Origin of the sequence: Pectobacterium colocasium (genome assembly GCF_020181655.1) — a bacterium.
Classification (GTDB): domain Bacteria; phylum Pseudomonadota; class Gammaproteobacteria; order Enterobacterales; family Enterobacteriaceae; genus Pectobacterium; species Pectobacterium colocasium.
This window is the reverse complement of record NZ_CP084032.1, coordinates 2462425-2484870: the sequence shown is the minus strand read 5'-3', so window position 1 is coordinate 2484870 and position 22446 is coordinate 2462425. Positions and strand designations below refer to the sequence as shown.

Sequence of the window (22446 nt, the reverse complement as noted above, 5' to 3'; positions counted from 1 at the left end):
GGAACGGCGGTCGCCTTTTGTTGTCTACCGCTTGCCGTGCGCATGTTATCGTTCTGCGGCATCGGCGTTTGTTTTTATCATTCGTTCTGTCAAGGTGAAACATGAACCACTACTCTTTTTCTTCTTTGATTCGGGCTTTCATCCCGCTTTCTCTGGTTATCGTTTCCGCTGCCTGGCAGCCTGCCGCACTGGCAGATACGCGCCATATCATTGTCGATTCCGGCGACAGCACGCTGTCGAAAGAAGCGGCGCGTCAAAGCAAAGAGCAATGGGACTCAACCCGCTCACTGCGCAATAAAGTGAATAACCGCGTAGAGAAAGAATTCGATAAAACGGAAAAAGCCATTGATGGGCGTGAAAAATGCAACGCCAGCTACAACGTCAATGCTTACTGGGAAAACACGACCGAACGCTGTCTCGATCGTCGTACTGGCCGCCCGGTTGCCCCTTGATTCCTCCCCCACGCCTTCCGGCGTGGGTTTTCCCCTTTTCCTTTCGTATTACAACTCAAAAGGTGACATCGCCTTTAAATTCAACGATTATCGCTTTATCACATGGCAACATTGGCTTTTATACCCTAAATAATTCGAGTTGCGTGAAGGCGGCAACCGAGCGAATCCCCAGGAGCTTACACAGGTAAGTGACTGGGGTGAGTAAGGGCGGCCAACGCACAAGCAGCTTGAAGTATGACGGGTATATCCAGAAAATGGAGTGCATCAGGATGAATATGGATTCAGCTCGATTATTTTCACGCGCTTTCCACCTCAAACTGTGGGGCGTGCTCATCATGTGCCTACTAGTCAGCTCGTGTGCAACCTCGTACCCGGAGACGGACAACATCACGGCTATCACCAATAACAACGGAACGATTGTTGCTGAGTCCGATACCTACGTTTATAAATTCTCCGACGCAAGAGCACAAAAAGAGTATCAGGACTATTACGCGTTTTATCGTGATTACAAAGACATCATCCTTGGTGTGAGGGTCGATTTTTCTCTCCGTAATGGCCAGGTTTACGCGAAGTATAAAAACGTGATTGATACTCGCCGATTGACCAAAGAGCAGAAAGTCGATTTGCGCGAACTCTTCGCGGCGAACATTCCCACGACAATGGGAAAAGGTGAAGTCACCTTTAGCGCGAGTGGCACATTCAGTCAGAAAGAAGGCTCACTGGTCAGCCCGACAACGACGGGTCGCCTGCCACAGCCCATTCCAGTGGTGATCAATAGCAGCGATAATTCCGGTAAAGAGGTGTTACTTGCCCCTCTCATGATTCCGGCCGTTGTCCTTTTTCCCCTATTCATGATGTATGGCTGCGCCACCGGACCTTGCGTTTAACCTTCTTCAGGCCATCATTGATGGCCTGATTTCGCTGCTTTTTCGCGTTATTTTCATCGTTTGATATACTCAAAGAGACTTTTTTCAGAGAAAAGGATCAAAAGATGAAAAAAACCGTCATTTTTGGTGCCGCGTTATTCCTGGTTGCTCCGTTGGCTGCACAGGCATCTTGCGAAAGCGTGAAAGCGGAGATTGCTCAGAAAATCATCGCCAATGGCGTGCCAGAATCTGGTTTTACGCTGGATATTGTCCCGAACGATCAGGTGAATCAGGCCGGTGGTCTGGTGGTTGGTCACTGTGAGAATGATTCGCACAAGATTGTTTACAGCCGTTATGCCGAGGGCTACGCCAATACTGAAAGTGCGCCTGCGCCAGCAGAAGGCCAGCCGACAACCACACCGTAGCCCTTCCTCTGGATGTTCAACATAGATGTTAAAAAGGCGCTTTTTGCGCCTTTTCTTTCGTCGTTATTTCTGTCTGGTTTCGGCCTGCTCTGGCCGCTGGCTTGCCGGAATCATTCTGGCGGAAAGCAGCGTGATGGCGGCAATCAGTGCGGAAACGATAAATACGCCGTGGATTGATGAAGCGACTTGCGATGCCAGCGTATCGAGCTGGTTTACGCTTAACAGGATGCGCCTGGCCGGATCCATGAGCGTCTGGAGTGGATCGCTCACGTCCGGCAATCGCCAGTGCAGATTGATGTTCAGCGTGGCGCCAAGGATTGCCGTGCCCAACGCGGAACCCAGCATGCGGGTAAACATGGCGGAGGCCGTCGCAATGCCGCGGATGGAGTAGTCCACCGAGTTTTGTATCGACACCAGAAACGTTGTGCTACTTAGCCCCATTCCCGAACCGATCAAAAATGCCGCAAGCCGCGCCCATATGAGATTACTGTCTGGCTGAACGGTTAACAGCGTCAGGCTACCGATAATCAGCACAACGCCGCCGAGCATTGCCGTAAAGCGGTAAGATGTCCACAGCATTAAGCGTCCGCTCAGCGTACTGGCCAGCGGCCAGCCAATCGACATCATCGCCAATATACTGCCCGCTTCCAGCGGCGTTTTGCCCATCACGCCCTGAATAAACGTCGGTAAAAAGGCGCTCACACCCATCATGGCGGCTCCGACCACTAATCCCCCTAGATTACCGGCAATAATGACCCGATTGCGCCAGAGCGCTAGCGGGAACAGCGGCTCTGCTGTGCGCTTTTCCTGTCGAACCAGCAGAATGCAGCCCACGGCAGAGATCGCAAGCAGCGGGATCACCCAGTAACCAAACACCTCAGCCTGTAGCAGCGCCATCAGCAGGCTGGCGACGGACACCACCAGATAGAACGCGCCCATCCAGTCCAACTGATGTTGGCGCACGGCATTGATCGTCGGCAGGTAACGAGCCAGCAGGAAGATGGAAAATAGCCCAATCGGCACATTGACCCAGAAAACCAGCGCCCAGTTGAAGTGTTGGACGATAAACGCCCCCAGCAGCGGGCCGATAATCGCGGAAACCCCCCACACGCTGGACAGATAACCCTGTATTTTCGGGCGTTCGGTCGAGCTGTAGACATCGGCAACAATAGTGAACGCAATCGGGGTTATCGCACCGGCCCCCAGTCCTTGCAAAGTACGGAAGACAATCAACCAGCCCATCTGCGTCGAAAATCCGCACAGAACCGACCCCAGCAGGAATACCATCATGCCGAAAAAGAAAATCTTTTTGCGGCCATAGAGATCGGCCAGGCGGCCATAAATCGGGATACTGATCGACTGCGTCAGCAAATAACCCGCAAAGACCCATCCTAACAGGGAAAACCCGCCTAAATCCGCGATGATGGTAGGCAGCGCCGTGGCGACAATCGTCACCTCAATCGCCGCCGTAAACATGGCCAGCATACAGGCAATCAAAATCCAATGGCGATGTGGGACAGGCGTTTGTTTCTGGTTATTCTCTGTTTTCATTATATTTTCAGGATAAGAAGAAAAACTGTCAGTGAGTATAACAGGTGGCGTGACGGAGAAAATGTATTCCCGCAGAGAAGCGGGAATTGAAGACGACAGGAATTAGTCGCTGATGGCAGAAAGATCGATATAAGACGAGAGATCCCGCTGTTCGGCACGGGGCAAGTAAGGTAATTCGCCCAGCTGTGGTGCCGGAATCTTTTTCCGCAGGACATGAAGGATTTCAGCGTAATTCGCCAGTCCGGGATTAATACGGTTAGCGACCCAGCCGACCAGCGGTAAACCATCGTTAATGATCGCCTGCGCCGTCAGCAGTGCATGGCTGATACAGCCCAGCTTAATACCGACAACCAACACAACGGGCAGTTGTTCCTGTACTACCCACTCGGAATAGGGGCGTAGATCGTTCATGACCGTCCGCCATCCGCCCGTGCCCTCAACGACCACGACATCGACCGCCTCGCCCATGTGGCGCAAACCCTGCGTCATCATGCAGTAATCCATCGTTCCTTCACTGGCGCTGATTTCATCCTCTCGCAGTGCGATGGGGTTCACCATGTTATAGGGCAATTCCAGCGTGGAGGCCGCTTGTAGCAGCAGTGCATCTTTATTTCGCAGGCCCGCTTCTGTCTCTTCGCACCCTTTCGCTATCGGTTTATAGCCCGCGACCGATTTGCCTGCCAGCGCCAGTTTTTGCAGTAGCGCCTTGGATACCACCGTTTTGCCAACGGCGGTATCAGTACCAGTGACAAAAATACGTTTCAACATGGGATAACTCCAGACCACCTGAATACCAAAAAACAAGCACAGCTAAAATGCTTTCCAAGCGTGAAAGTCTAGGCTATGCCTCATTCCGGCGGTTTGCGTTAGCGCAATGTTTTGTTGGTCTACGCCTTTATGGTTACCCCTGCAGCAGTTTAACCAGCAGCGATCCGTTATAGAGCGCGTCTTTTACCAGTGCAGCACCGGGCATCGTACCCTGATTGTAGAACTGGGTCGCTTCCACCTGGATGTTGTGGCTATAGGGAGGGAATGACTGCTGTTGAATACAGCCTAAAATGGCAGGGTGCAAAATGCTGGCTGCTTTATTCAGGGGGGAACCCACCAGAATTTTATCGGGGTTGAAGAGATTCACCATGATGGCGACGATTCGGCCTACGTTATTCCCGACATCGTTAATGATATCTTTGGCTAACTGATCGCCCCTGAGCGCGGCGTCACACAGGTTCTCAACGCTAAGCGGCGAACCATGTAGAAGTGAACTCATTGACGTATTCATGCGCTGCTGCGCGAGTTCCAGCATATTCTCCGTACTGGCGACCGTTTCCAGGCAGCCATGGTTGCCGCAATAACAACGCTTGCCATAAGGATCGACCTGCGTGTGTCCGATTTCAACCAGATTTCGGCTTCCTGCGTGCAAGATGCGTCCGCCTGTAATCACACCCGCGCCAACGTTATGGTCGATCACCACCTGAATCACATTTTGGCAATCGCGCGCCGCGCCGTATAACGCTTCGGCCATCGTCCAGGCGCAGATATCGTGCTGCAAATACACCGGTAGCCCCGTACGCTGTTCCAGCGCCGGGCCAATCGCCATTTCCTCAACGTCATAGAACGGCATCCGATGAATAACGCCTTTAGTGGCGTCAATCATGCCCGGCGCGGTAATCGCGATTGCAGTTAATCGCTCCAGCCGTTTCTGGTGACGAATAAAGAACTGGTCGATTTCATTCAGAATACGGTCAAGCAGCGGCTGCGGCGCCTCTGCGGGAAGCAGGATATCCTCTTCCACAACCAGCTTGCTGCTGAGATCGCGCAGCGCCAATGAAATGCTATTGTGGCTGATGCGGGCGGAAAGATAGTGCCAGGCTTCGGTATCCAGAATCAGGCCGATCGCAGGGCGCCCTCTGCTGCCTACATCCTGGTATTCGGTTTCCTGCACCAGATGCGCTTCCAGTAGTTCACGGACAATTTTGGTAATACTGGCGGGGGCGAGCTGAGCGCGTTTTGACAGTTCGATACGTGATATCGGGCCGTACTTATCGATCAGCCGATACACCGCTCCGGCATTCACTTGTTTGATTTGATCGATGTGTCCTGGTTGACCGTCGGCAATCACAAACCTGGCTCCTACGCATTCGTATTATATCTGGCACTGCTGTTGAAAAATTTATCTTTATTATTGCGGCATAACTATTTTTCACGCTGCAAAATAAAAAAACTGCGGGTATGGTGGGGCTTTTCACTAAACTCGTCAAATATTTGATTCGTTATGTGATTTAGCGCGCATATTTTAACGATTATCCACCCAGCATCAGCGACATTAGCATTTTAGCTGCCGCACTTTGCGGATGATGTCGCGCGGTGACCAGCCAGACTTCCGTTGTGGCGTCCTCTTCTTCCAGCAGCAAATATTTCACGCCATCGACCCGAATACGCAAAAATGACGCCGGTAAAATGGACACACCTAACCCCGCCGACACCAGCCCGACGATGGTCATCGCCTCACCCACTTCTTGCGTAATGTAGGGGCTGATGCCATAGCGTTTCAGCAGTGTCAGTGTATCGTCATACAGCGCGGTGCCAACCGCACGGGAGAAGAAAACGAACGGTTCATTCGCCAGTTGTGTGATGTTGATTGCTCGCCCTGCGTCCTGCTGCGCTAAGGGATGGGACTCCTGTACGACGGCAATCAGCGGCTCACGTAATAGCAACTGGTGATCCAGTGCCTCCGGCAACGGGTTATTGCGCATAATGCCGATATCAAGCTTACCGTTCAGCAGTGGTTCAATTTGCTGTTTGGTGTTGAGCTCCATCATCTGAATATGCACTTCCGGGTAGGTTTGACGAAAACGCAGCAGGCTACTGGAGATCTTTTTGATAAACGGCGCAGATGACGTAAAGCCGATCGTTAATTCCCCAATTTCGCCACGTTGAATACGAGAAGCTCGCTCCGCCGCCTGATCGACCTGGCTGATAATTGACCAGGCTTCTTTCAGGAACATCTCGCCCGCAGGAGTGAGCTGGACATTACGGTTGTTGCGCGCCAGCAGTTTCGCCCCCACCTGCTCTTCCAGTATTTGAATTTGTTGGCTCAGCGGCGGCTGTGAAATGCGTAATCTTTCTGCGGCTCGGCCAAAATGCAACTCTTCGGCGACCGCAATAAAATAACGAAGGTGGCGGAGTTCAATATTCATATTTTAAACATATCAATCATGATTATTAATATATTATACAAAATAATATCACTCTTCTATGATCGTCCTACAGTTGTTTTACGCCTGATTTGCCTTTTCTGGTAAGGAATTATTGTGAGTAACCTGCCATCCTCTGCACCAAACGACTGGCCTCTTTCTGCGGCCGACGATGCAGATGATATTGCCCTGAAAGTGTCGGGCAAAACCCCTTATATTGCTCGTGGTACACCACAATTTATCCGTGTCACGCTGGCGCTGTTTTCTGCCGGATTAGCGACGTTTGCCCTGCTGTATTGTGTTCAGCCACTGCTGCCGGTACTGTCTCAGGATTTCGGTATCTCGCCGGCTACCAGTAGTTTGTCGCTTTCCGTATCAACCGTGATGCTGGCGTTTGGTCTACTGTTCACCGGCCCGCTCTCCGACACCATCGGTCGTAAGAATGTCATGGTCGTGTCCTTAATGCTGGCTGCGCTCTGTACCGTAATCTGCGCATTTATGACCAGTTGGAATGGCATATTGATCATGCGGGCGATGATTGGCTTGTCGCTAAGCGGTGTCGCAGCGGTCGCCATGAGTTACCTGAGTGAAGAAATTCATCCAAGCGTGCTGGCGTTCTCGATGGGGTTATATATCAGCGGTAACTCGATTGGTGGCATGAGTGGCCGCTTGGTCAGTGGCGTCTTGACGGACTACTTCCCGTGGCGGGTTGCCATCGGCACGATCGGCGTACTGGCGCTCATTGCGGCGATAACTTTCTGGCGTATTCTGCCCGAATCACGCCATTTCCGCCCCGGCTCGTTACGGCCGAAAACGCTGTTGCTGAATAGCGAACTGCACTGGCGTGATGCGGGTTTGCCACTGCTGTTCCTTCAGGGATTTTTACTGATGGGGGCGTTCGTTACCCTGTTTAATTACATTGGGTATCGGCTGTTAGCCCCACCGTATTTACTCAGTCAGGCGGTAGTGGGCTTACTTTCCGTGGTTTATCTCACCGGAAGTTACAGCTCGCCAAAAGCCGGAGCATTAACGGCTCGCTACGGACGCGGCCCCGTACTCAGCATTTCTATCCTCCTGATGCTGACAGGACTGGGGATAACGGCGCTGACACCGGTTTTCGCTATCTTTGGTGGTATGATGCTCTTTACCGCAGGCTTCTTCGCGGCGCACTCGGTAGCCAGCAGTTGGATTGGTCAACGGGCACGGCGTGCGAAAGGTCAGGCATCGTCAATGTATCTCTTCTCTTATTATCTGGGGTCAAGCCTGGCTGGCACGCTGGGGGGATTCTTCTGGCATTCATTTGGGTGGACGGGTATCACCGTCTTTTTGAGCGCACTCTTACTGCTCGCGCTGGGAGTGAGTCTGATACTTAAAAAACGTCTTTAAACCCCTTTCTTACCGGAGTTTACCTGCATTCAGGTAAACTCCGGGCTGCTCCTACCCACTTCACTTGTCTTTCCCCCACCAGCCCTGTTAAAACCGATGATATCCATGATTGCTGAAGTGTGTGTTTATGAGTATAACTATAAGTATGTTGTAACTAAAAAGATGTAAATGATGAATCGCTACACGCTAATCGATCGCATGAACCACAATTTTCAGATGCTAGAGAAGAAACTTGCCCTGATGCAACAACAGTTTGCCGAGTATCGGTTGCTGGCAGGCCGCGTCTATTCCCTTCCCCCGGTGGAAAAAGGCGCGGAGCATGATCCGATCGAGCATATCGCGGTAACACAGTACGTCGGGCAGGAGGCACGCGATAAAGGGTTGGCGCATTTTCAGCGTCTGTTTATTCACCACTATCCAGAAACACTCAGCAGTAAAAGTGCGATTCGCTTACCAGGCGCACTCTGTTTTGGCGTAAACGCCGCACAATATCAGCGGGCACAATCGCTTATCGCGGAAATTAATACATTAAAAAAAGAACTGGAGCAGATTATCACCGTCGAATCTGGGTTGGAGCCGGAACAGCGCTTTGAGTTCGTCCACACGCATTTGAAAGGGTTGATCACGCTTAGCGCTTACCGGTCGTTAACGCTCATAACGAACCCAGCGTCAGTCCGCTTTGGCTGGGCGAATAAGCATGTCATAAAAAATATGACGCGCGGACAACTGCTGGAACAGCTAACCAAAAGTCGGAATGCAGCAAAACACACGGCGCCGTATACCAAAACGCAGTGGATTGAGCATATCGAAGAAGAAATTGACGCTGTCTTGTTGCTGCCGGAAAACTCGGTTTTGAAAATCAAACGTCCGGTCAAAGTGCAGCCCATCGCACGCGTGTGGTATCCCGAACAGCAGAAACAGGTTCAGCATCCCTGTCCGTCCCCTCTGCTTGTGCTTTGCCAGCAGGAGTCAGGCGGTGACGTGCCCATTATCGGCGAACTGAATCCTTATGATGCCAATAACATCAAGCACAAACACAAACCGAAAGCGGCCGAACTTCGCCTGCTGATACCGCGTTTGCACCTGTATACCGATGCTCCAGAATGAAAAAAGCCTGCTGATCAACACCAGCAGGCTGCGGGATAACGCGCTCATTACCACGCCATTACTTTTTCAGGCTACCGACCATCTCTTCCGGACGAACCCATTCATCAAACTGCGTTTCCGTCAGGTAGTTCAGTTTGAGCGCAGCGGCCTTCAAGGTCAGCCCTTCTTTGTGCGCTTTTTTGGCAATTTCTGCCGCTTTGTCATAACCAATGTGCGTATTCAGCGCCGTCACCAGCATCAGCGATTCATTCAGTAACTGATTGATACGATCGCGATTCGGTTCGATCCCCACCGCACAGTGCTCATCGAAGCTCTTCATGCCATCAGCAAGCAGGCGAATCGATTGCAGGAAGTTATGAATCACCATCGGGCGATACACGTTCAGTTCAAAATTGCCCGACGCCCCGCCGATATTCACGGCAACATCATTGCCCATCACCTGACAACACAGCATCGTCAGCGCTTCACACTGTGTCGGGTTGACCTTGCCCGGCATGATGGAGCTGCCCGGTTCGTTTTCAGGAATACTCAATTCGCCGATACCACAGCGCGGGCCAGAGGCCAGCCAACGTACATCATTGGCAATTTTCATTAACGATGCGGCCAACCCTTTCAAGGCACCGTGCCCGTGGACCAGTGCATCACAGGTCCCCAGCGCTTCGAATTTATTCGGTGAAGTCACAAACGGCTGACCGGTGAGTTTCGCCAATTCCGCCGCCACACGCACCGCATATTCAGGATGCGTGTTGAGTCCCGTACCAACTGCGGTGCCGCCCAGCGCCAGCTCGCAAATGTGCGGGACGCTGTTTTCGATATGCTTCAGGTTATGCTGTAACATCGCGGCCCAGCCAGAGATTTCCTGTCCCAGCGTCAGCGGCGTCGCGTCCTGTAAATGCGTACGGCCAATCTTGACGATGTCCTTAAACTGCTCAGCCTTCGACGCCAGCGTGGCGTGTAGCGCCTTCAATTCAGGAATCAGATGTTCGTTGATCGCAACCACGGCCGCGACATGCATCGCCGTAGGGAAGACGTCGTTAGAACTCTGGCTTTTATTGACATCATCATTGGGGTGCACCAGCCGATTGTTGCCCCGCTCTCCCCCCAGCAGCTCACTGGCGCGGTTCGCCAACACTTCGTTCATATTCATATTGCTTTGCGTGCCCGATCCTGTTTGCCAGATCGCTAACGGGAATTCCCCAGCATGCTGGCCTGCTAACACTTCGTCAGCTGCCTGAATAATCGCATTTCCCCGATCGGCGGGCAGAAGCGAGAGATCCATGTTGACGCGGGCCGCCGCACGCTTGGTTTGCGCCAGCGCATAAATCAGCGCACGTGGCATTTTCTCTTCAGAAATACGGAAGTGTTCCAGCGAGCGCTGCGTTTGTGCGCCCCATAAACGTTCAGCAGGAACGTCAATCGGTCCCATTGAGTCTTTTTCACTACGCGTCGTGCTCATTACCTTTCCTCCTTAAAAAACACATTTAACTAGTAGAAGACATTGAATCACATCGCTGGGCCTATTCTGATAACACCCACTGGCCTGATAACACGTACGGGTCGACTAACACTGTCTGGTATCGCGCTACATAAAACATTACCATGAAGCGAAGAAGATGCAGTGTATTCATAATCACTCAAGTAATTAACAGCTAGCATCACAGAAATTAACAATTAATGTAATAGCAGGAAGCCGACATGCAAAAAATGCTCAACTGCGTCCAGCACTATGCCTGGGGCAGTAAACACGCCTTAACCGAGCTATATAGCATTGATAATCCTAACGATTTACCTATGGCAGAACTGTGGATGGGCGCCCATCCTAAAAGTAGTTCGACGATTATTGATGAAAAAGGCGACACTCGTAATCTGCGGGACGTTATTGCCGAAGACGTAACGACGCATCTTGGCGCAACCACCGCGCAACGTTTCGGCGAACTGCCCTTTTTGTTTAAGGTATTGTGCGCGGAACAGCCACTTTCTATTCAGGTTCACCCCAGTAAAACAGCGGCAGAACAAGGCTTTGCAAAAGAAAATGCCGCCGGCATCCCGCTAGATGCGGCCGAAAGAAACTACAAAGATGCCAATCACAAACCGGAACTGGTCTATGCATTAACCCCTTTTCAGGCCATGAACGGGTTCCGAGAATTATCTGAAATTGTGCGCCTGCTGGAGCCGGTTGCCAACGCACATCCGTCAATCACAGCGTTTTTACAACAGCCTGATGCGAAGAATCTCGCCATGCTGTTCGCCAACCTGTTGAGTATGGACGGTGAGCAAAAAACACGGGCGATCGGCGTGCTGAAAGCCGCGCTAAACAGTCAGAATGACGAGCCCTGGGCAACCATCCGCGCGATTACACAATACTATTCCGATGACAGCGGATTGTTCTCCCCGCTGTTGCTGAACGTCATTACGCTTCAGCCTGGCGAAGCCATGTTCCTGTTTGCGCAAACGCCACATGCTTATCTGAAAGGTGTGGCATTAGAAGTCATGGCGAATTCGGATAACGTACTGCGGGCCGGGCTCACGCCGAAATACATTGATATTCCAGAGCTACTGGATAATGTCGTGTTTGAAGCCAAACCCGCAAACCACTTGCTGACAACGCCACGTCGACAGGGTAATGAACTCAGTTTCCCGATCCCTGTTGATGATTTTGCTTTTTCGCTGCACGAACTGAGCCAGAGCCCGCAAACGCTCAATCAGGACAGTGCCGCGATTGTCTTTTGCGTTGACGGCCACGCCGTCCTGCAAAAAAATGAGCAGCGGCTCTCGCTACGTCCGGGAGAATCCTGCTTTATTTCCGCCAATGAGTCACCGATAACGGTTGAGGGACAGGGGCGTCTCGCTCGCGTATTTAACCGATAACTTGTTCCCCACACTGCCACTACCCGCACATCGCGTTTCACATTGCGGTGATAGTGAATTACGTGGTGGTTAATTGCTTGATAGTTACCTGCGTTTCGCGTTGAAAACGCGCATTTTTTTACTAAAGGATGAATAAAAATGAAGAAGTCGTTAGTCGCCGTAGGCGTTATTGTTGCTCTGGGTGCCGTCTGGACCGGCGCATCCTGGTACACCGGCAAGCAGTTGGCTCAGCAGATTGATGGTTTTACCGATACGCTGAATACTAAACTCAAGCAGTCCTACCCTAACGCAGGATTGAAAGTCGTCTATCGCGACTATCAGGGCGGTGTATTCAGCAGCACGCTGTCCTATGTTTTACAGACAGACGGCACAGCAAAAGGCGCGCAGTTCCTGGCTCCCGGCGAAGAACTGGTCTTCAATGAAACGGTGTCTCACGGGCCTTTCCCGCTGGCACAGCTCAAGAAATTCAACCTGTTACCGGCAATGGGTTCTGTCCATACCGAGTTAGCCAACACGCCAGCCGTCAAAGCCTGGTTTGAGCTGACTAAAGACAAACCGTTCTTTACGGCGGAAACTCGCGTCGCTTACAACGGTGATACACAATCACTTGTTACGCTGGCACCGATTGACCACCAGTCGCCAGAACAGAAATTCTCTTTCAGCGGTGCGGAAGCCTTGGTGGATATCGGGCATGACCTGCGCAGCAGCAAGCTGGACACCACCATCAGCAGCGTGAAGATGGAAAGGAAAAATGCCTGGGGCCAGACAGAGAACGTCGATATCACCGATTTCTCCATTAAGGGAACCAATCAAAAAGGCAAATTCGATCTTGATTTAGGCGATGGCGCACTGACTCTTAAAGCGATGACGTTTACCGTAGAAGGTGGCGAACCCGTTACGTTGAACGATTTTTCTTTAAAAAGTAGCGCAACGGAAGATGACAAAAACCTGGCGGGCAACATGGCTGTGACGCTGGGCTCGTTAATCATCGGTGACCGCAATCTGGGTTCGGGTAACATAAACATGTCTATCTCACAGCTTGATGGCGCGGGCACCAAGCAATTCCTCACCGCCTATCAGGAAAAAGTGCAGAAGCTGTTACAGGATCCGGCCGCCATGGATCCCGACACGTATCAGCACGAAGTTGTCATGTCTGTTCTGCAATACCTGCCGCAGCTGCTGAAAGGTAATCCAAGCATTGAAATCTCCCCGATCAGTTGGAAAAACAGCAAGGGTGAAGGCACGTTCACGCTGGCGCTAGATTTAACCGATCCCGTGCAGAGCACGGATAAAGCAAATGAGCCAACCCTCTCGGATGAAGAAAAAATCATTCGTCAGTCGGTCAAAAAACTCGATGCCAAACTCAATCTGCCGCTGGATATGCTGACGGAATTAATGGTTCTGAGCGCCCCCAAAACGGCCAATGCGGAAGAGCAAAAACAGCTGGAGGACATGGCGAAACAGCAGGTTACCATGATGGCCGAGATGGGTCAGGAGAACCAGTTGAGCGTCACGAAAGACAACGCTATTACCAGCTCGCTGCACTATGCCGATGGTCAAATTGACTTCAACGGCAACAAAATTTCGCTGGCCGATTTCATCGCGCCTTATTTCTCCGTCCCAACGGAAGAAGGTGAAGAATCACAGCCTGGCGCGCAGGAAGAACCAGTTACACCACCCCCTGCGCAATAAGCCGACACACGGTAATATTACGTGCTAATACACACGGTGGCCGCCGTTCAGCCACCGTTTCTTCTGCCCGCCTCTTCAGTTTGATTTTGAGATTACGCCATGTCCGCGTTAAAACCCTTTCTGGAATCCCATCAGGCTGCGATCTACTTTGTTGCCGTGATAGCGGCGATGGCAACGGCCAGGGTGCTGCCGGAAACAGAGCAATGGGATGTCGTGATTAATCCGGCGCTGGCACTGATGCTGTTTGTCACGTTTCTACAAGTCCCGCTGACCACGATCGGAAAAAGCATCACGCAGCTCAGATTCATCGGCGCATTGCTCGTTGCCAACTTCATCGTGATTCCCTTGCTGGTCGCGGCGCTGTTACCCTTTATCCCTGACGAGCCGCTGGTTAGGCTAGGCATCATACTGGTGTTACTCGCGCCGTGTATTGACTACGTGGTGACCTTCGCGCACGTGGGACGAGCTGATGCCGCACGCCTGCTGGCTGCAACGCCTATTTTACTGTTGCTGCAAATGCTGGCCTTGCCGTTCTACCTGACGCTGTTTCTCGGCAACAACGCCGCCGGACTCGTCACCTTCGCGCCCTTTATCGACGCTTTTATCTGGCTGATTGCCGTGCCTTTAGCGCTGGCGGCGCTTCTGCAATGGCTGGCGGCACGTCAGCGCACGATGTCGGCATTGTCGGATGGATTGGGCTATCTTCCCGTCCCGGCTACCGCGCTGGTGCTGTTTATCGTGGTTGCGGCGATGATTCCACAATTGCGCGCCAGTTGGACGTCAGTACTGCTTGCGATACCGTTTTACATACTCTTCGCGCTACTGGCACCGCTACTCGGCTGGTTCACTGGTCGCGCGTTCCGATTGGATTCTACTGGCGGACGCGCCGTAGCCTTTAGTGCCAGCACACGTAACTCTCTGGTTATCTTACCGCTGACGCTGGCTATACCGGGCGCGTTGCCGCTCCTTCCCGCCGTCATCGTCAGCCAAACCTTGGTGGAACTGCTCAGCGAACTCATTTATATCCGTGTAATTCCTAAGTTGAACGCACGTGAGACGGGGCAGGAAAAGCAATAACAGTTTGTTTTTGCTCAATGATTGTCCAGGGCGTTCGGGTTTCAGCGGTAACAATTGGCTATTTACCACGATTTCTTTTTATACTTTGTAGTACGAAAAACAGTAATCAGACAATAACATTATGATTGATTTACACCTGCCATTGACGGATATCCACCGCCATTTGGATGGCAATATCCGCGCCCAGAGTATTCTGGAGCTCGGACACCAGTACAATGTCACGTTACCTGCCCGCGATCTTGAAGCACTTCGCCCTCACGTTCAGGTCACCAGAAATGAACCTGATCTGGTAAGCTTTTTACAAAAACTCGACTGGGGCGTGGCTGTGCTCGGTTCACTGGACGCCTGTCGCCGCGTTGCTTATGAGAACGTTGAAGATGCCGTGAAAGCCGGCTTGGATTACGCCGAACTGCGTTTCTCCCCCTACTATATGGCGATGAACCACAAGCTTCCGGTTGCTGGCGTGGTTGAAGCAGTGATCGACGGCATTACCGCGGGCTGCCGTGATTTCGATACCGATATTCGCCTGATTGGCATCATGAGCCGGACATTCGGCACCGAGGCATGCCAACAAGAGCTGGACGCCCTGCTGTCCCAGCGTGACCACATCATAGCACTCGATCTGGCTGGCGATGAGCTGGGGCACCCTGGTGCGTTATTCACGCCCCATTTCCGACAGGCTCGCGATGCCGGCTGGCACATCACCGTTCACGCAGGTGAAGCGGCTGGGCCGGAAAGTATCTGGCAGGCGATTAATCATCTGGGTGCGGAGCGTATCGGACACGGCGTGACCGCCATTATCGATCCGCGTCTGATGACACACATGGCAGAACTGGGAATCGGGATTGAATCCTGCCTGACATCCAACATTCAGACCAGTACGGTGGAATCTCTGGATAAGCACCCGCTCATCCACTTCCTGCGTTATGAAATCCCCGCCACTATCAATACGGATGATCCGGCAGTTCAGGGCATAGAGATCCGCCATGAATATGAGATCGCCGCACCACTTGCTGGCCTGACAGCGGTAGAAACCCGTAAAGCGCAGGAAAATGGTCTGAATATTGCGTTTATCAGCGAGCAGGAAAAACAGCAACTACGTGAAAAGGTTCTGCGGAAACGCGGCGTTGCCTGATAACGTCATATCAATGTGCATGAAGAAACGGCTAACAAAGGTTAGCCGTTTGACATAATTTTGTTTCCAATGGGTTACAGAATTCAGTCGTTAGGGGTCGCAGAGGAATGGTGTGAACTAATCAACCACTGTTTCTGCTTCACGTCCCAAATGTAGGTATAAGTGTAACGAGCCTTCGCTTCACTCCCATCACCAAACCTGAACGTGTAGGTTCCGGTATCGACAGCGTCATTGCAGCCAATACGGATCGTGCTGGTATCAATCTTACCTACCGGTTTTTTCGCCAGAAAATGTTCGAAGTAATCAATGCGCTCCGCGTCAGTGGTACGCGGTTTACCCGATAATGTCGGCAACAGTACGGCATCCGACGCATAGTTCCTATTCACTTTCTTCGCATCACCCGTCTGTAGCGCTACATTCCAGCGGTCAAACAACGAGGCAATCTCTTTTTTATCGGTTTTCACACAATCCATATGTTGAGCGGCCTGTACGGATGTGGAAGCTAACGCCCCTAGCATTGCTAAAGTTACTACCGTTTTTTTTAACATATTGTCTCGATCTCAAATGATAATTATCATCAACTGCATCCTGCTCTATAGATAATGAATCTTGATGAGCCAGCATTGTTATAACGTAACGGATCGAGAAAGTAATAAACTTTAGAAACTATCACTGTAATAGATTATTTTTTGTATTTCCGGGTAGTTACAAACGATTGTGACAAGTGATGGCGACAAAGCAAAACGCCCCTGGCCTTACACAGACCGGGGGCGTTTTGTATGATCAGAGAGACCGATAATCCCTTACTGATGAGGCTCCTGTTCCTTGTGTAGCCGTTTAGCATAACGCTGAGCCAATGCGGCGCACACCATCAGTTGGATTTGATGGAAAATCATTAACGGTAGCACCATCGCCCCCACCGCTGCGGCAGGAAATAGCACGTTAGCCATCGGGATCCCATTCGCCAGGCTTTTCTTCGAACCACAGAACACGATGGTTATTTCATCCGCGGTGTTAAAGCCCAACTTGCGGGCAGCCAGTGTATTTACCACCAGCACAATCGCTAACAGCACCATCGAACAACCCACGACTGCGAGTAATGACCAGAAATTGATTTGTCCCCAAATGCCCTGCACAACCGCCTCACTGAAAGCGACATACACCACCAAAAGAATGGATGACCGGTCAGTGATATTAATCAGCTTACGGTGGCGATCGACCCAGCCAGCTATCAACGGACGAGACAGATGGCCAATCACGAAAGGCACCATCAACTGCATGATAATGGAACCAATGGCATGTAGCGTATCGGTCTCCCCACCCTGTGTTTGCATCAACAAACCGACCAGAATCGGCGAAAGAAACACGCCTAAAATACTGGATGCAGATGCACTACAGATCGCCGCCGCCACATTGCCGCCAGCCATCGAGGTATACGCAATAGCCGACTGCACCGTTGCAGGGAGCGCACACAAATAGAGGAAGCCAAGATATAACGTCGGCGTCAGCACCACCGGTGACAGCAGACTCATGCCGATGCCCAGCAGCGGAAACAGAATAAACGTGCTGGCAAATACCACCAGATGCAAACGCCAATGCCCCATACCGGCGGTAATCGCTTCACGCGACAGCTTCGCGCCGTGCATAAAGAACAGCAGAGCAATCGCCGCTGTTGTCAGATTTTCAAAGAAAACCTTCGCGATGCCTTGAGCAGGAAGAACCGATGCCGTCGCCACGACCAGAATCAAAACCAATAAGAACTTATCAATGCGTAACCGTTGTAACCACCCCATGCCTGACACCTTTCCCCTAGCCTGTTATCGATCTACTTCACACTCTAACAAGACGGGCGACCCGAAGATCGCCCAAAAACAGTAGCCTACGGCGATCCTAAGCTCGCCTGTTTAAACAAACCGTTAACTATCTGGAATAAAACGCAATAAATCTAGCTATTTTTCAGCGTAACGGCCTTTTTCTGCTCATGAGAAAGCAGCCCCAGTTCGATGAGTTCCATCACCTGAATGGCCTGATGTACGCTGACGGGGTTTTCTCCCTTACCGAGCAGCGCATCGCGCACGGCAGCATAGTAAGCCGGATAGTTACCCGGAATCGTGGCGATCGTTTGCTCCGCCATGATGCCGTCGTGCGATAACGTCAGCACACCATCACGTTTATCCTGTCCCCAATCGGCCAGCGGCGGACGTTCACCCGCTTTCAGACGATCTTCCTGTGGATCGAGGCCATATTTGACAAAACTGCCGCGCGTGCCGTGCACGGTATAACGTGCAGACATCGCCGCCACCAGCATACTGGCATGCAGAACCACGCGGCGCTGCGGGTAAATCAACGTCGCATGGAAATAATCCGTCGCCTTACTTCCCGGTCTCAGTTGTGCCATGTCCACCTGAATCGCGACCGGCAACCCAAACAGTTCCAGCGCCTGATCCAACAAATGTGGCCCCAGATCGTACCAGATCCCGCTGCCTTCGCTGCCATCTTCACGCCAGCGCTGACGTACTTCAGGACGGAAACGATCGAAATGTGATTCCATGTACACCACATTCCCTAGTGTTCCCGCTGACAGTAGCTGCTTCAGCGTCAGAAAATCGCTGTCCCAGCGGCGGTTATGGAAAACAGAAAGCACCTTTCCGACCCGTTCAGCCGCCACACCCAGCTCATAGGCTTGTGACAACGTCACTGTGAAAGGTTTATCGACAACAACATGCTTACCCGCCTCCAGCGCCTGTTTCGCCAGCGGGAAATGCGTGTCATTAGGGGTAGGAATAACAATGAGGTCAATATCGGGATCGTTAAACAATGCCTGAGGGGTTTTCTCTACTCGCAGATTGGCCCAATCTGCATGCACTTTTTCAGCACTGCTGCTGGACACAGCCACCAGCTCCATACCTGCCGTACCGGCAATCAACGGCGCGTGGAATGTCTTACTGGCATAACCATAGCCCAGCAGCCCAACACGAACGGTCTCACTCATGACGATTCCCCTTAGCGTAGTTTGACTTTGTGATTTCTCACTCAGTATATACCCGTCATCCGTCAGATTGCAGAGAGGGATTATCGCCAGGGGAATCTGTCACGTTTCAGAATATTAACCACTTACGGCACTGGGCATCCGATCGCCCCATGCCACAGGTAGCGTTTTGGCTGCCGGATAGTTAATTTCACTGCTGCGTCGGCGGAAATCACTGGGGCTGACGCCGACTCGCTTACGGAACACCCGTGAAAAATAGAGCTGGTCGTCATACCCCACCACGCGGCCAATGTTGGCGATAGATTCCTGCGTCGTCTGCAATAGCAGTTTGGCGCGAATCACGCGCTGATCTTCACGCCAGCGTAGGATATTAATCCCCACCTGCTCGCGGAACAGATGCGCCAGCCGCGACGGCGATAAGCAAACGTGCCGCGCCACTTCATCAATACGCAGTTCACCAGCCAGATTGCTGGTAATAAACTGGCAGGCTTCTATTACGCGCGGATCCATAATCTTCTGCGGGCTCTGTGGGTCTTCTTCCATCGCTCTGAGCAACAGACGCTCCAGCAGATTCATGCCTAACTCTTCGGAAAAACGCCGCCCGGAACGCTGCGTCTGCTCAATATTGGCAAATAGCCTGTCGAACTCCAGCAGCAGTTGATTATTCGGCAGACTCATGCGGCCAATACCGCTGCTTTTGGTATGCCACTCCAGCCAGTCTGCCCAGTAGGCGCGCGGGCGAAAATAGACCCAGCGGTGATACCAGCAGTCGCTGCTCGGTGAGCGACCATAAAAATGCTTCGATTTCGGTGGGAACAACAGCAGATCGCCGGGATTGCAGAAAAAGGTCTGATCGCCATCAAAGACCTGTCCTTGTCCTTTCATGGTGAGATTAATGATGTAGCCTTTCATACCATCGGGGCGATCGATAAAGAAGTCGAGCGGCCCATCTGCCAGAATCGGCGTCAGACCTGCCACGAGATAAGCGTTGAACGAATATCCCGGCAGCAGCGGATTAGGCTGAGATTCATGCGCCATACGGTGATACATCGAGCCTCCGGTACACGCTAATAAGAAAGAAAGCGGCAGGCTCACTCACCTGCCGCACGGGCATTTATACCGTTTTCTTCGCCAGCTGTTTGTAGCGGTCAAAGATAACCGCCGCCAGCAGAATCAGACCGCGTACCACATACTGGGCAAACGGAGAGATATTCAGCAGGTTCATTGCGTTCTCCACCGTCCCCAAAATCAGCACGCCAGCCACCACGTAAGAAATTTTACCGATCCCGCCTTTCAGCGACACGCCGCCCAGCACACAAGCAGAAATCACAATCAACTCATACCCGATGGAGGTCATTGGCTGGCCGCTGGTCATACGCGAGGCCAGAATGATCCCCGCGGCGGCGGAGACTAAACCGGACAAAGCGAAAATGATAATCTTGGTACGCACAACCGGCACCCCGGCCAGACGCGCCGCTTCTTCATTGCCCCCAATCGCCAGAGTATTACGGCCAAAGGTGGTTTTGTTCAGCAGCAGGCCAAACACAATCATGCAACCAATGGTGATCCAGATTGGCGCAGGCAAACCCAACCAGTTGGCATAGCCCAGCGCGAAGAAACGCTCATCTTCAATCCCTACCGCTTTACCGTCGGAAATGATGTACGCCAGCCCGCGCGCAATCTGCATGGTCGCCAACGTGGTGATCAACGCGTTAATCTTCAAACGGGCAATAACAAAACCGTTGAGCAAGCCGAACGCCACGCCCAGCAGCAGCCCGGCACTGACACCGATCCACAGGCTTTCGCTGATATTGATCACCACCGCCGTGGCCACCCCTGCGCAGGCAATGATGGAGGCCACCGACAGGTCGAAATCACCAGAAGCCAGACAGAACAACATCCCGCAGGCCACCATACCGGACATGGAGATTGCCAGCCCCAGCCCTTTCATATTGATAAACGTCGCGAAATTCGGGACAAATATCGCACAGCCAAGAAACAGCACGGCAAAAACCACCAGCATGCCGTAGTTATCCCAAATGCGGGATAACCCCGAACTGCCGGTCTTCTTCTCTGAGGTTGCAGACGTAACCGTTGACATTATTTTGCTCCTTCGCGGTCAGGCAACCGCAGATTCGATATCGGGGGTTCGTAACATCGCCAGACTGAGCACCTTCTGCTCCGTGGCATCGCCATGCAGCAGTTCGCCGGAGACGGCACCTTCGCGCATAACAATGATCCGATCGGCCAGCCCAAGCACTTCTGGTAAATCGCTGGAGGCAAACAGCACCGCGATCCCCTGATTCGCCAGTTCATAGATGACATGATAAATTTCGTGCTTCGCGCCGACGTCGATGCCGCGCGTAGGTTCATCAAGCAAAATGACTTTCATCTCTTCAGACAGCCAGCGCCCAAGAATGGCTTTCTGCTGGTTTCCGCCGGAAAGATTCATAATCAGCTGTTCATCGGACGGCGTTTTGATGTTCAACGCGTCAATACGCTGCGCAGCGTTATCCGCTTCCCACTGATTATTAATAATAAAACCGGCTTTCAGGCTTTTACGCCTCGCACTGATATTGATGTTGTCACGCACCGAATGCACCGGAATGATACCGTCCGCCTTACGATCCTCCGGGCAGAGCATCACGCCCTGACGAATCGCATCGATCGGGGAATTCACCACCAGCGGCTTACCATCCAGCAGCACCTGACCGCCGGTGATTTTGGTCGCCCCAAACAACCCTTTCATCAGTTCGCTACGGCCCGCCCCTACCAGACCAAATAACCCGACAATTTCCCCCTGCTTGACGTTCAGAGAGACCGTGGATTTCACACCTGGCGCTTTGACGTCTTTCAGCGTCAAACGCGCTTCGCCGTGCGGACGCGGCGCATAACCATAGATATCCCCCAGATTACGCCCCACCATCGCCTGTACCAACGACTCATGGTTCACCTGCTGCATATCGTCAAACGTGCGCACATAGCGGCCATCTTTAAACACGGTAATGGCATCGCTCAGTGCAAAAATTTCTTCCATCCGGTGCGAAACATACAAAATGACCCGGCCTTCGCTGCGTAATTCTTTAATCACACGGAAAAGCTGCTCGATTTCACGGGCAGACAGCGAACTGGTCGGTTCATCAAAAGCGATAATTTTGGCGTTGCGGGCTAGCGCCTTGGCGATTTCCACCATCTGCCATTGCCCGATGGACAGGTATTTCAGCGGCGTATCAGGATCGATATCCAATCCCAAATGCTGTAGCTGGAGCCTGGCTTCATAACGCAGCAGCGAGTAGTTCACCATGCCGTATTTATGCGGCAGTTGCCCCAGATAGATGTTCTCAGCGACCGTCATTTCCGGCACCAGATGCAGTTCCTGATAAATGATGGCAACCCCTGCATTCAGGGCGTCCATCGTGTGAGTAAACTGCACCGGTTTACCCTGAATATGAATTTCACCCGCGGACGGTGAATAGTTGCCGCTCAGGATCTTTAACAGCGTTGATTTGCCCGCCCCATTTTCCCCCATCAATGCATGGATCTGGCCGGCATGGCAGGAAAAACTGATATCCGAAAGCGCCTTAACACCGGGAAATTCTTTACCAATCCCATGAAACGACAAATAGGGTGACTGTGCTGTCATGTCGGTTTCCTCATAACAATGCAGGTAGCGCGCGGATAACGTCGATCAACAAAGGATCGAG

At 52.1% G+C, this 22446-nt stretch carries 20 protein-coding genes; 9 read left to right on the top strand and 11 right to left on the bottom strand.

Annotation, left to right across the window (positions count from 1 at the left end):
- The first annotated feature begins 101 nt into the window (after window positions 1–101).
- From LCF41_RS11170 to LCF41_RS11160, 3 genes are all read left to right on the top strand, one after another.
- Window positions 102–452, top strand: a complete 351-nt coding sequence (locus LCF41_RS11170; RefSeq protein ID WP_225084686.1) for a DUF1283 family protein — start codon at window positions 102–104, stop codon at window positions 450–452.
- Window positions 453–721: 269 nt separating this feature from the next.
- Window positions 722–1339 carry a hypothetical protein gene (locus LCF41_RS11165; protein WP_225084685.1) on the top strand — a complete coding sequence of 206 codons (618 nt, stop codon included), beginning with the start codon at window positions 722–724 and terminating at the stop codon, window positions 1337–1339.
- A 104-nt stretch (window positions 1340–1443) separates the two neighbouring features.
- The gene (locus tag LCF41_RS11160; RefSeq protein ID WP_225084684.1) at window positions 1444–1743 is read left to right on the top strand and encodes a DUF1161 domain-containing protein; all 300 of its coding nucleotides are present in this window, start codon (window positions 1444–1446) and stop codon (window positions 1741–1743) included.
- Between the two features lie 63 nt (window positions 1744–1806).
- Here LCF41_RS11160 and LCF41_RS11155 read toward each other — a convergent pair whose 3' ends face one another.
- From LCF41_RS11155 to LCF41_RS11140, 4 genes are all read right to left on the bottom strand, one after another.
- Complete coding sequence (locus LCF41_RS11155) at window positions 1807–3294, bottom strand: MDR family MFS transporter (protein ID WP_225084683.1); 1488 nt, start codon at window positions 3292–3294, stop codon at window positions 1807–1809.
- Between the two features lie 102 nt (window positions 3295–3396).
- A complete protein-coding gene (gene bioD, locus LCF41_RS11150; RefSeq protein ID WP_225084682.1) occupies window positions 3397–4062 on the bottom strand; it encodes a dethiobiotin synthase in 666 nt (221 codons plus the stop codon).
- Between the two features lie 133 nt (window positions 4063–4195).
- Window positions 4196–5413: a sugar metabolism global transcriptional regulator Mlc gene (mlc, locus tag LCF41_RS11145; RefSeq protein ID WP_225084681.1), complete on the bottom strand. Its 1218-nt coding sequence runs from the start codon at window positions 5411–5413 to the stop codon at window positions 4196–4198.
- Window positions 5414–5594: 181 nt separating this feature from the next.
- Window positions 5595–6491 carry a LysR family transcriptional regulator gene (locus tag LCF41_RS11140; RefSeq protein WP_225084680.1) on the bottom strand — a complete coding sequence of 299 codons (897 nt, stop codon included), beginning with the start codon at window positions 6489–6491 and terminating at the stop codon, window positions 5595–5597.
- 114 nt (window positions 6492–6605) lie between these two features.
- On the opposite strand from LCF41_RS11140, the gene LCF41_RS11135 reads away from it, so the two are divergent.
- Window positions 6606–7874: an MFS transporter gene (locus LCF41_RS11135; protein WP_225084679.1), complete on the top strand. Its 1269-nt coding sequence runs from the start codon at window positions 6606–6608 to the stop codon at window positions 7872–7874.
- A 171-nt stretch (window positions 7875–8045) separates the two neighbouring features.
- Window positions 8046–8981 carry a DNA replication terminus site-binding protein gene (tus, locus tag LCF41_RS11130; protein WP_225088152.1) on the top strand — a complete coding sequence of 312 codons (936 nt, stop codon included), beginning with the start codon at window positions 8046–8048 and terminating at the stop codon, window positions 8979–8981.
- A gap of 58 nt (window positions 8982–9039) precedes the next feature.
- Here the strand turns inward: tus and fumC are convergent, their stop codons facing one another.
- Entirely contained in the window at window positions 9040–10437 is a 1398-nt protein-coding gene (gene fumC, locus LCF41_RS11125; RefSeq protein ID WP_225084678.1) for a class II fumarate hydratase, read from the bottom strand.
- A 239-nt stretch (window positions 10438–10676) separates the two neighbouring features.
- On the opposite strand from fumC, the gene manA reads away from it, so the two are divergent.
- The 4 genes from manA to add all read left to right on the top strand — a co-directional run bounded on the left by manA (window position 10677) and on the right by add (window position 15753).
- Window positions 10677–11849: a mannose-6-phosphate isomerase gene (manA, locus tag LCF41_RS11120; RefSeq protein ID WP_225084677.1), complete on the top strand. Its 1173-nt coding sequence runs from the start codon at window positions 10677–10679 to the stop codon at window positions 11847–11849.
- A gap of 138 nt (window positions 11850–11987) precedes the next feature.
- Window positions 11988–13541 (top strand): YdgA family protein, encoded by a 1554-nt coding sequence (locus tag LCF41_RS11115; protein WP_225084676.1) that lies wholly within the window; start codon window positions 11988–11990, stop codon window positions 13539–13541.
- A 99-nt stretch (window positions 13542–13640) separates the two neighbouring features.
- Window positions 13641–14618: an arsenic resistance protein gene (locus LCF41_RS11110; protein WP_225084675.1), complete on the top strand. Its 978-nt coding sequence runs from the start codon at window positions 13641–13643 to the stop codon at window positions 14616–14618.
- 121 nt (window positions 14619–14739) lie between these two features.
- A complete protein-coding gene (gene add / locus LCF41_RS11105) occupies window positions 14740–15753 on the top strand; it encodes an adenosine deaminase (RefSeq protein WP_225084674.1) in 1014 nt (337 codons plus the stop codon).
- 83 nt (window positions 15754–15836) lie between these two features.
- On the opposite strand, the gene LCF41_RS11100 is transcribed toward add, so the two are convergent.
- The 6 genes from LCF41_RS11100 to araG form a co-directional block, all read right to left on the bottom strand.
- The gene (locus tag LCF41_RS11100) at window positions 15837–16301 is read right to left on the bottom strand and encodes an SgcJ/EcaC family oxidoreductase (protein WP_225084673.1); all 465 of its coding nucleotides are present in this window, start codon (window positions 16299–16301) and stop codon (window positions 15837–15839) included.
- A gap of 255 nt (window positions 16302–16556) precedes the next feature.
- The gene (locus LCF41_RS11095) at window positions 16557–17546 is read right to left on the bottom strand and encodes a bile acid:sodium symporter family protein (protein WP_225084672.1); all 990 of its coding nucleotides are present in this window, start codon (window positions 17544–17546) and stop codon (window positions 16557–16559) included.
- 152 nt (window positions 17547–17698) lie between these two features.
- Window positions 17699–18745 (bottom strand): oxidoreductase, encoded by a 1047-nt coding sequence (locus LCF41_RS11090; RefSeq protein WP_225084671.1) that lies wholly within the window; start codon window positions 18743–18745, stop codon window positions 17699–17701.
- Window positions 18746–18859: 114 nt separating this feature from the next.
- Window positions 18860–19792, bottom strand: a complete 933-nt coding sequence (araC, locus tag LCF41_RS11085) for an arabinose operon transcriptional regulator AraC (RefSeq protein ID WP_225084670.1) — start codon at window positions 19790–19792, stop codon at window positions 18860–18862.
- Window positions 19793–19856: 64 nt separating this feature from the next.
- On the bottom strand, window positions 19857–20843 hold the full coding sequence (gene araH / locus LCF41_RS11080) for an L-arabinose ABC transporter permease AraH (RefSeq protein ID WP_225084669.1): 987 nt from the start codon (window positions 20841–20843) through the stop codon (window positions 19857–19859).
- Window positions 20844–20861: 18 nt separating this feature from the next.
- Complete coding sequence (araG, locus tag LCF41_RS11075) at window positions 20862–22385, bottom strand: L-arabinose ABC transporter ATP-binding protein AraG (protein ID WP_225084668.1); 1524 nt, start codon at window positions 22383–22385, stop codon at window positions 20862–20864.
- Between the last annotated feature and the right edge of the window lie 61 nt (window positions 22386–22446).

Coding starts and splice junctions, on each gene's coding strand:
- LCF41_RS11170 (WP_225084686.1), top strand. CDS start 102: ATGAACCACTACTCTTTTTCTTCTTTGATTCGGGCTTTCATCCCGCTT.
- LCF41_RS11165 (WP_225084685.1), top strand. CDS start 722: ATGAATATGGATTCAGCTCGATTATTTTCACGCGCTTTCCACCTCAAA.
- LCF41_RS11160 (WP_225084684.1), top strand. CDS start 1,444: ATGAAAAAAACCGTCATTTTTGGTGCCGCGTTATTCCTGGTTGCTCCG.
- LCF41_RS11155 (WP_225084683.1), bottom strand. CDS start 3,294: ATGAAAACAGAGAATAACCAGAAACAAACGCCTGTCCCACATCGCCAT.
- bioD (WP_225084682.1), bottom strand. CDS start 4,062: ATGTTGAAACGTATTTTTGTCACTGGTACTGATACCGCCGTTGGCAAA.
- LCF41_RS11140 (WP_225084680.1), bottom strand. CDS start 6,491: ATGAATATTGAACTCCGCCACCTTCGTTATTTTATTGCGGTCGCCGAA.
- tus (WP_225088152.1), top strand. CDS start 8,046: ATGAATCGCTACACGCTAATCGATCGCATGAACCACAATTTTCAGATG.
- fumC (WP_225084678.1), bottom strand. CDS start 10,437: ATGAGCACGACGCGTAGTGAAAAAGACTCAATGGGACCGATTGACGTT.
- manA (WP_225084677.1), top strand. CDS start 10,677: ATGCAAAAAATGCTCAACTGCGTCCAGCACTATGCCTGGGGCAGTAAA.
- LCF41_RS11115 (WP_225084676.1), top strand. CDS start 11,988: ATGAAGAAGTCGTTAGTCGCCGTAGGCGTTATTGTTGCTCTGGGTGCC.
- LCF41_RS11110 (WP_225084675.1), top strand. CDS start 13,641: ATGTCCGCGTTAAAACCCTTTCTGGAATCCCATCAGGCTGCGATCTAC.
- add (WP_225084674.1), top strand. CDS start 14,740: ATGATTGATTTACACCTGCCATTGACGGATATCCACCGCCATTTGGAT.
- LCF41_RS11100 (WP_225084673.1), bottom strand. CDS start 16,301: ATGTTAAAAAAAACGGTAGTAACTTTAGCAATGCTAGGGGCGTTAGCT.
- LCF41_RS11095 (WP_225084672.1), bottom strand. CDS start 17,546: ATGGGGTGGTTACAACGGTTACGCATTGATAAGTTCTTATTGGTTTTG.
- LCF41_RS11090 (WP_225084671.1), bottom strand. CDS start 18,745: ATGAGTGAGACCGTTCGTGTTGGGCTGCTGGGCTATGGTTATGCCAGT.
- araC (WP_225084670.1), bottom strand. CDS start 19,792: ATGTATCACCGTATGGCGCATGAATCTCAGCCTAATCCGCTGCTGCCG.
- araH (WP_225084669.1), bottom strand. CDS start 20,843: ATGTCAACGGTTACGTCTGCAACCTCAGAGAAGAAGACCGGCAGTTCG.
- araG (WP_225084668.1), bottom strand. CDS start 22,385: ATGACAGCACAGTCACCCTATTTGTCGTTTCATGGGATTGGTAAAGAA.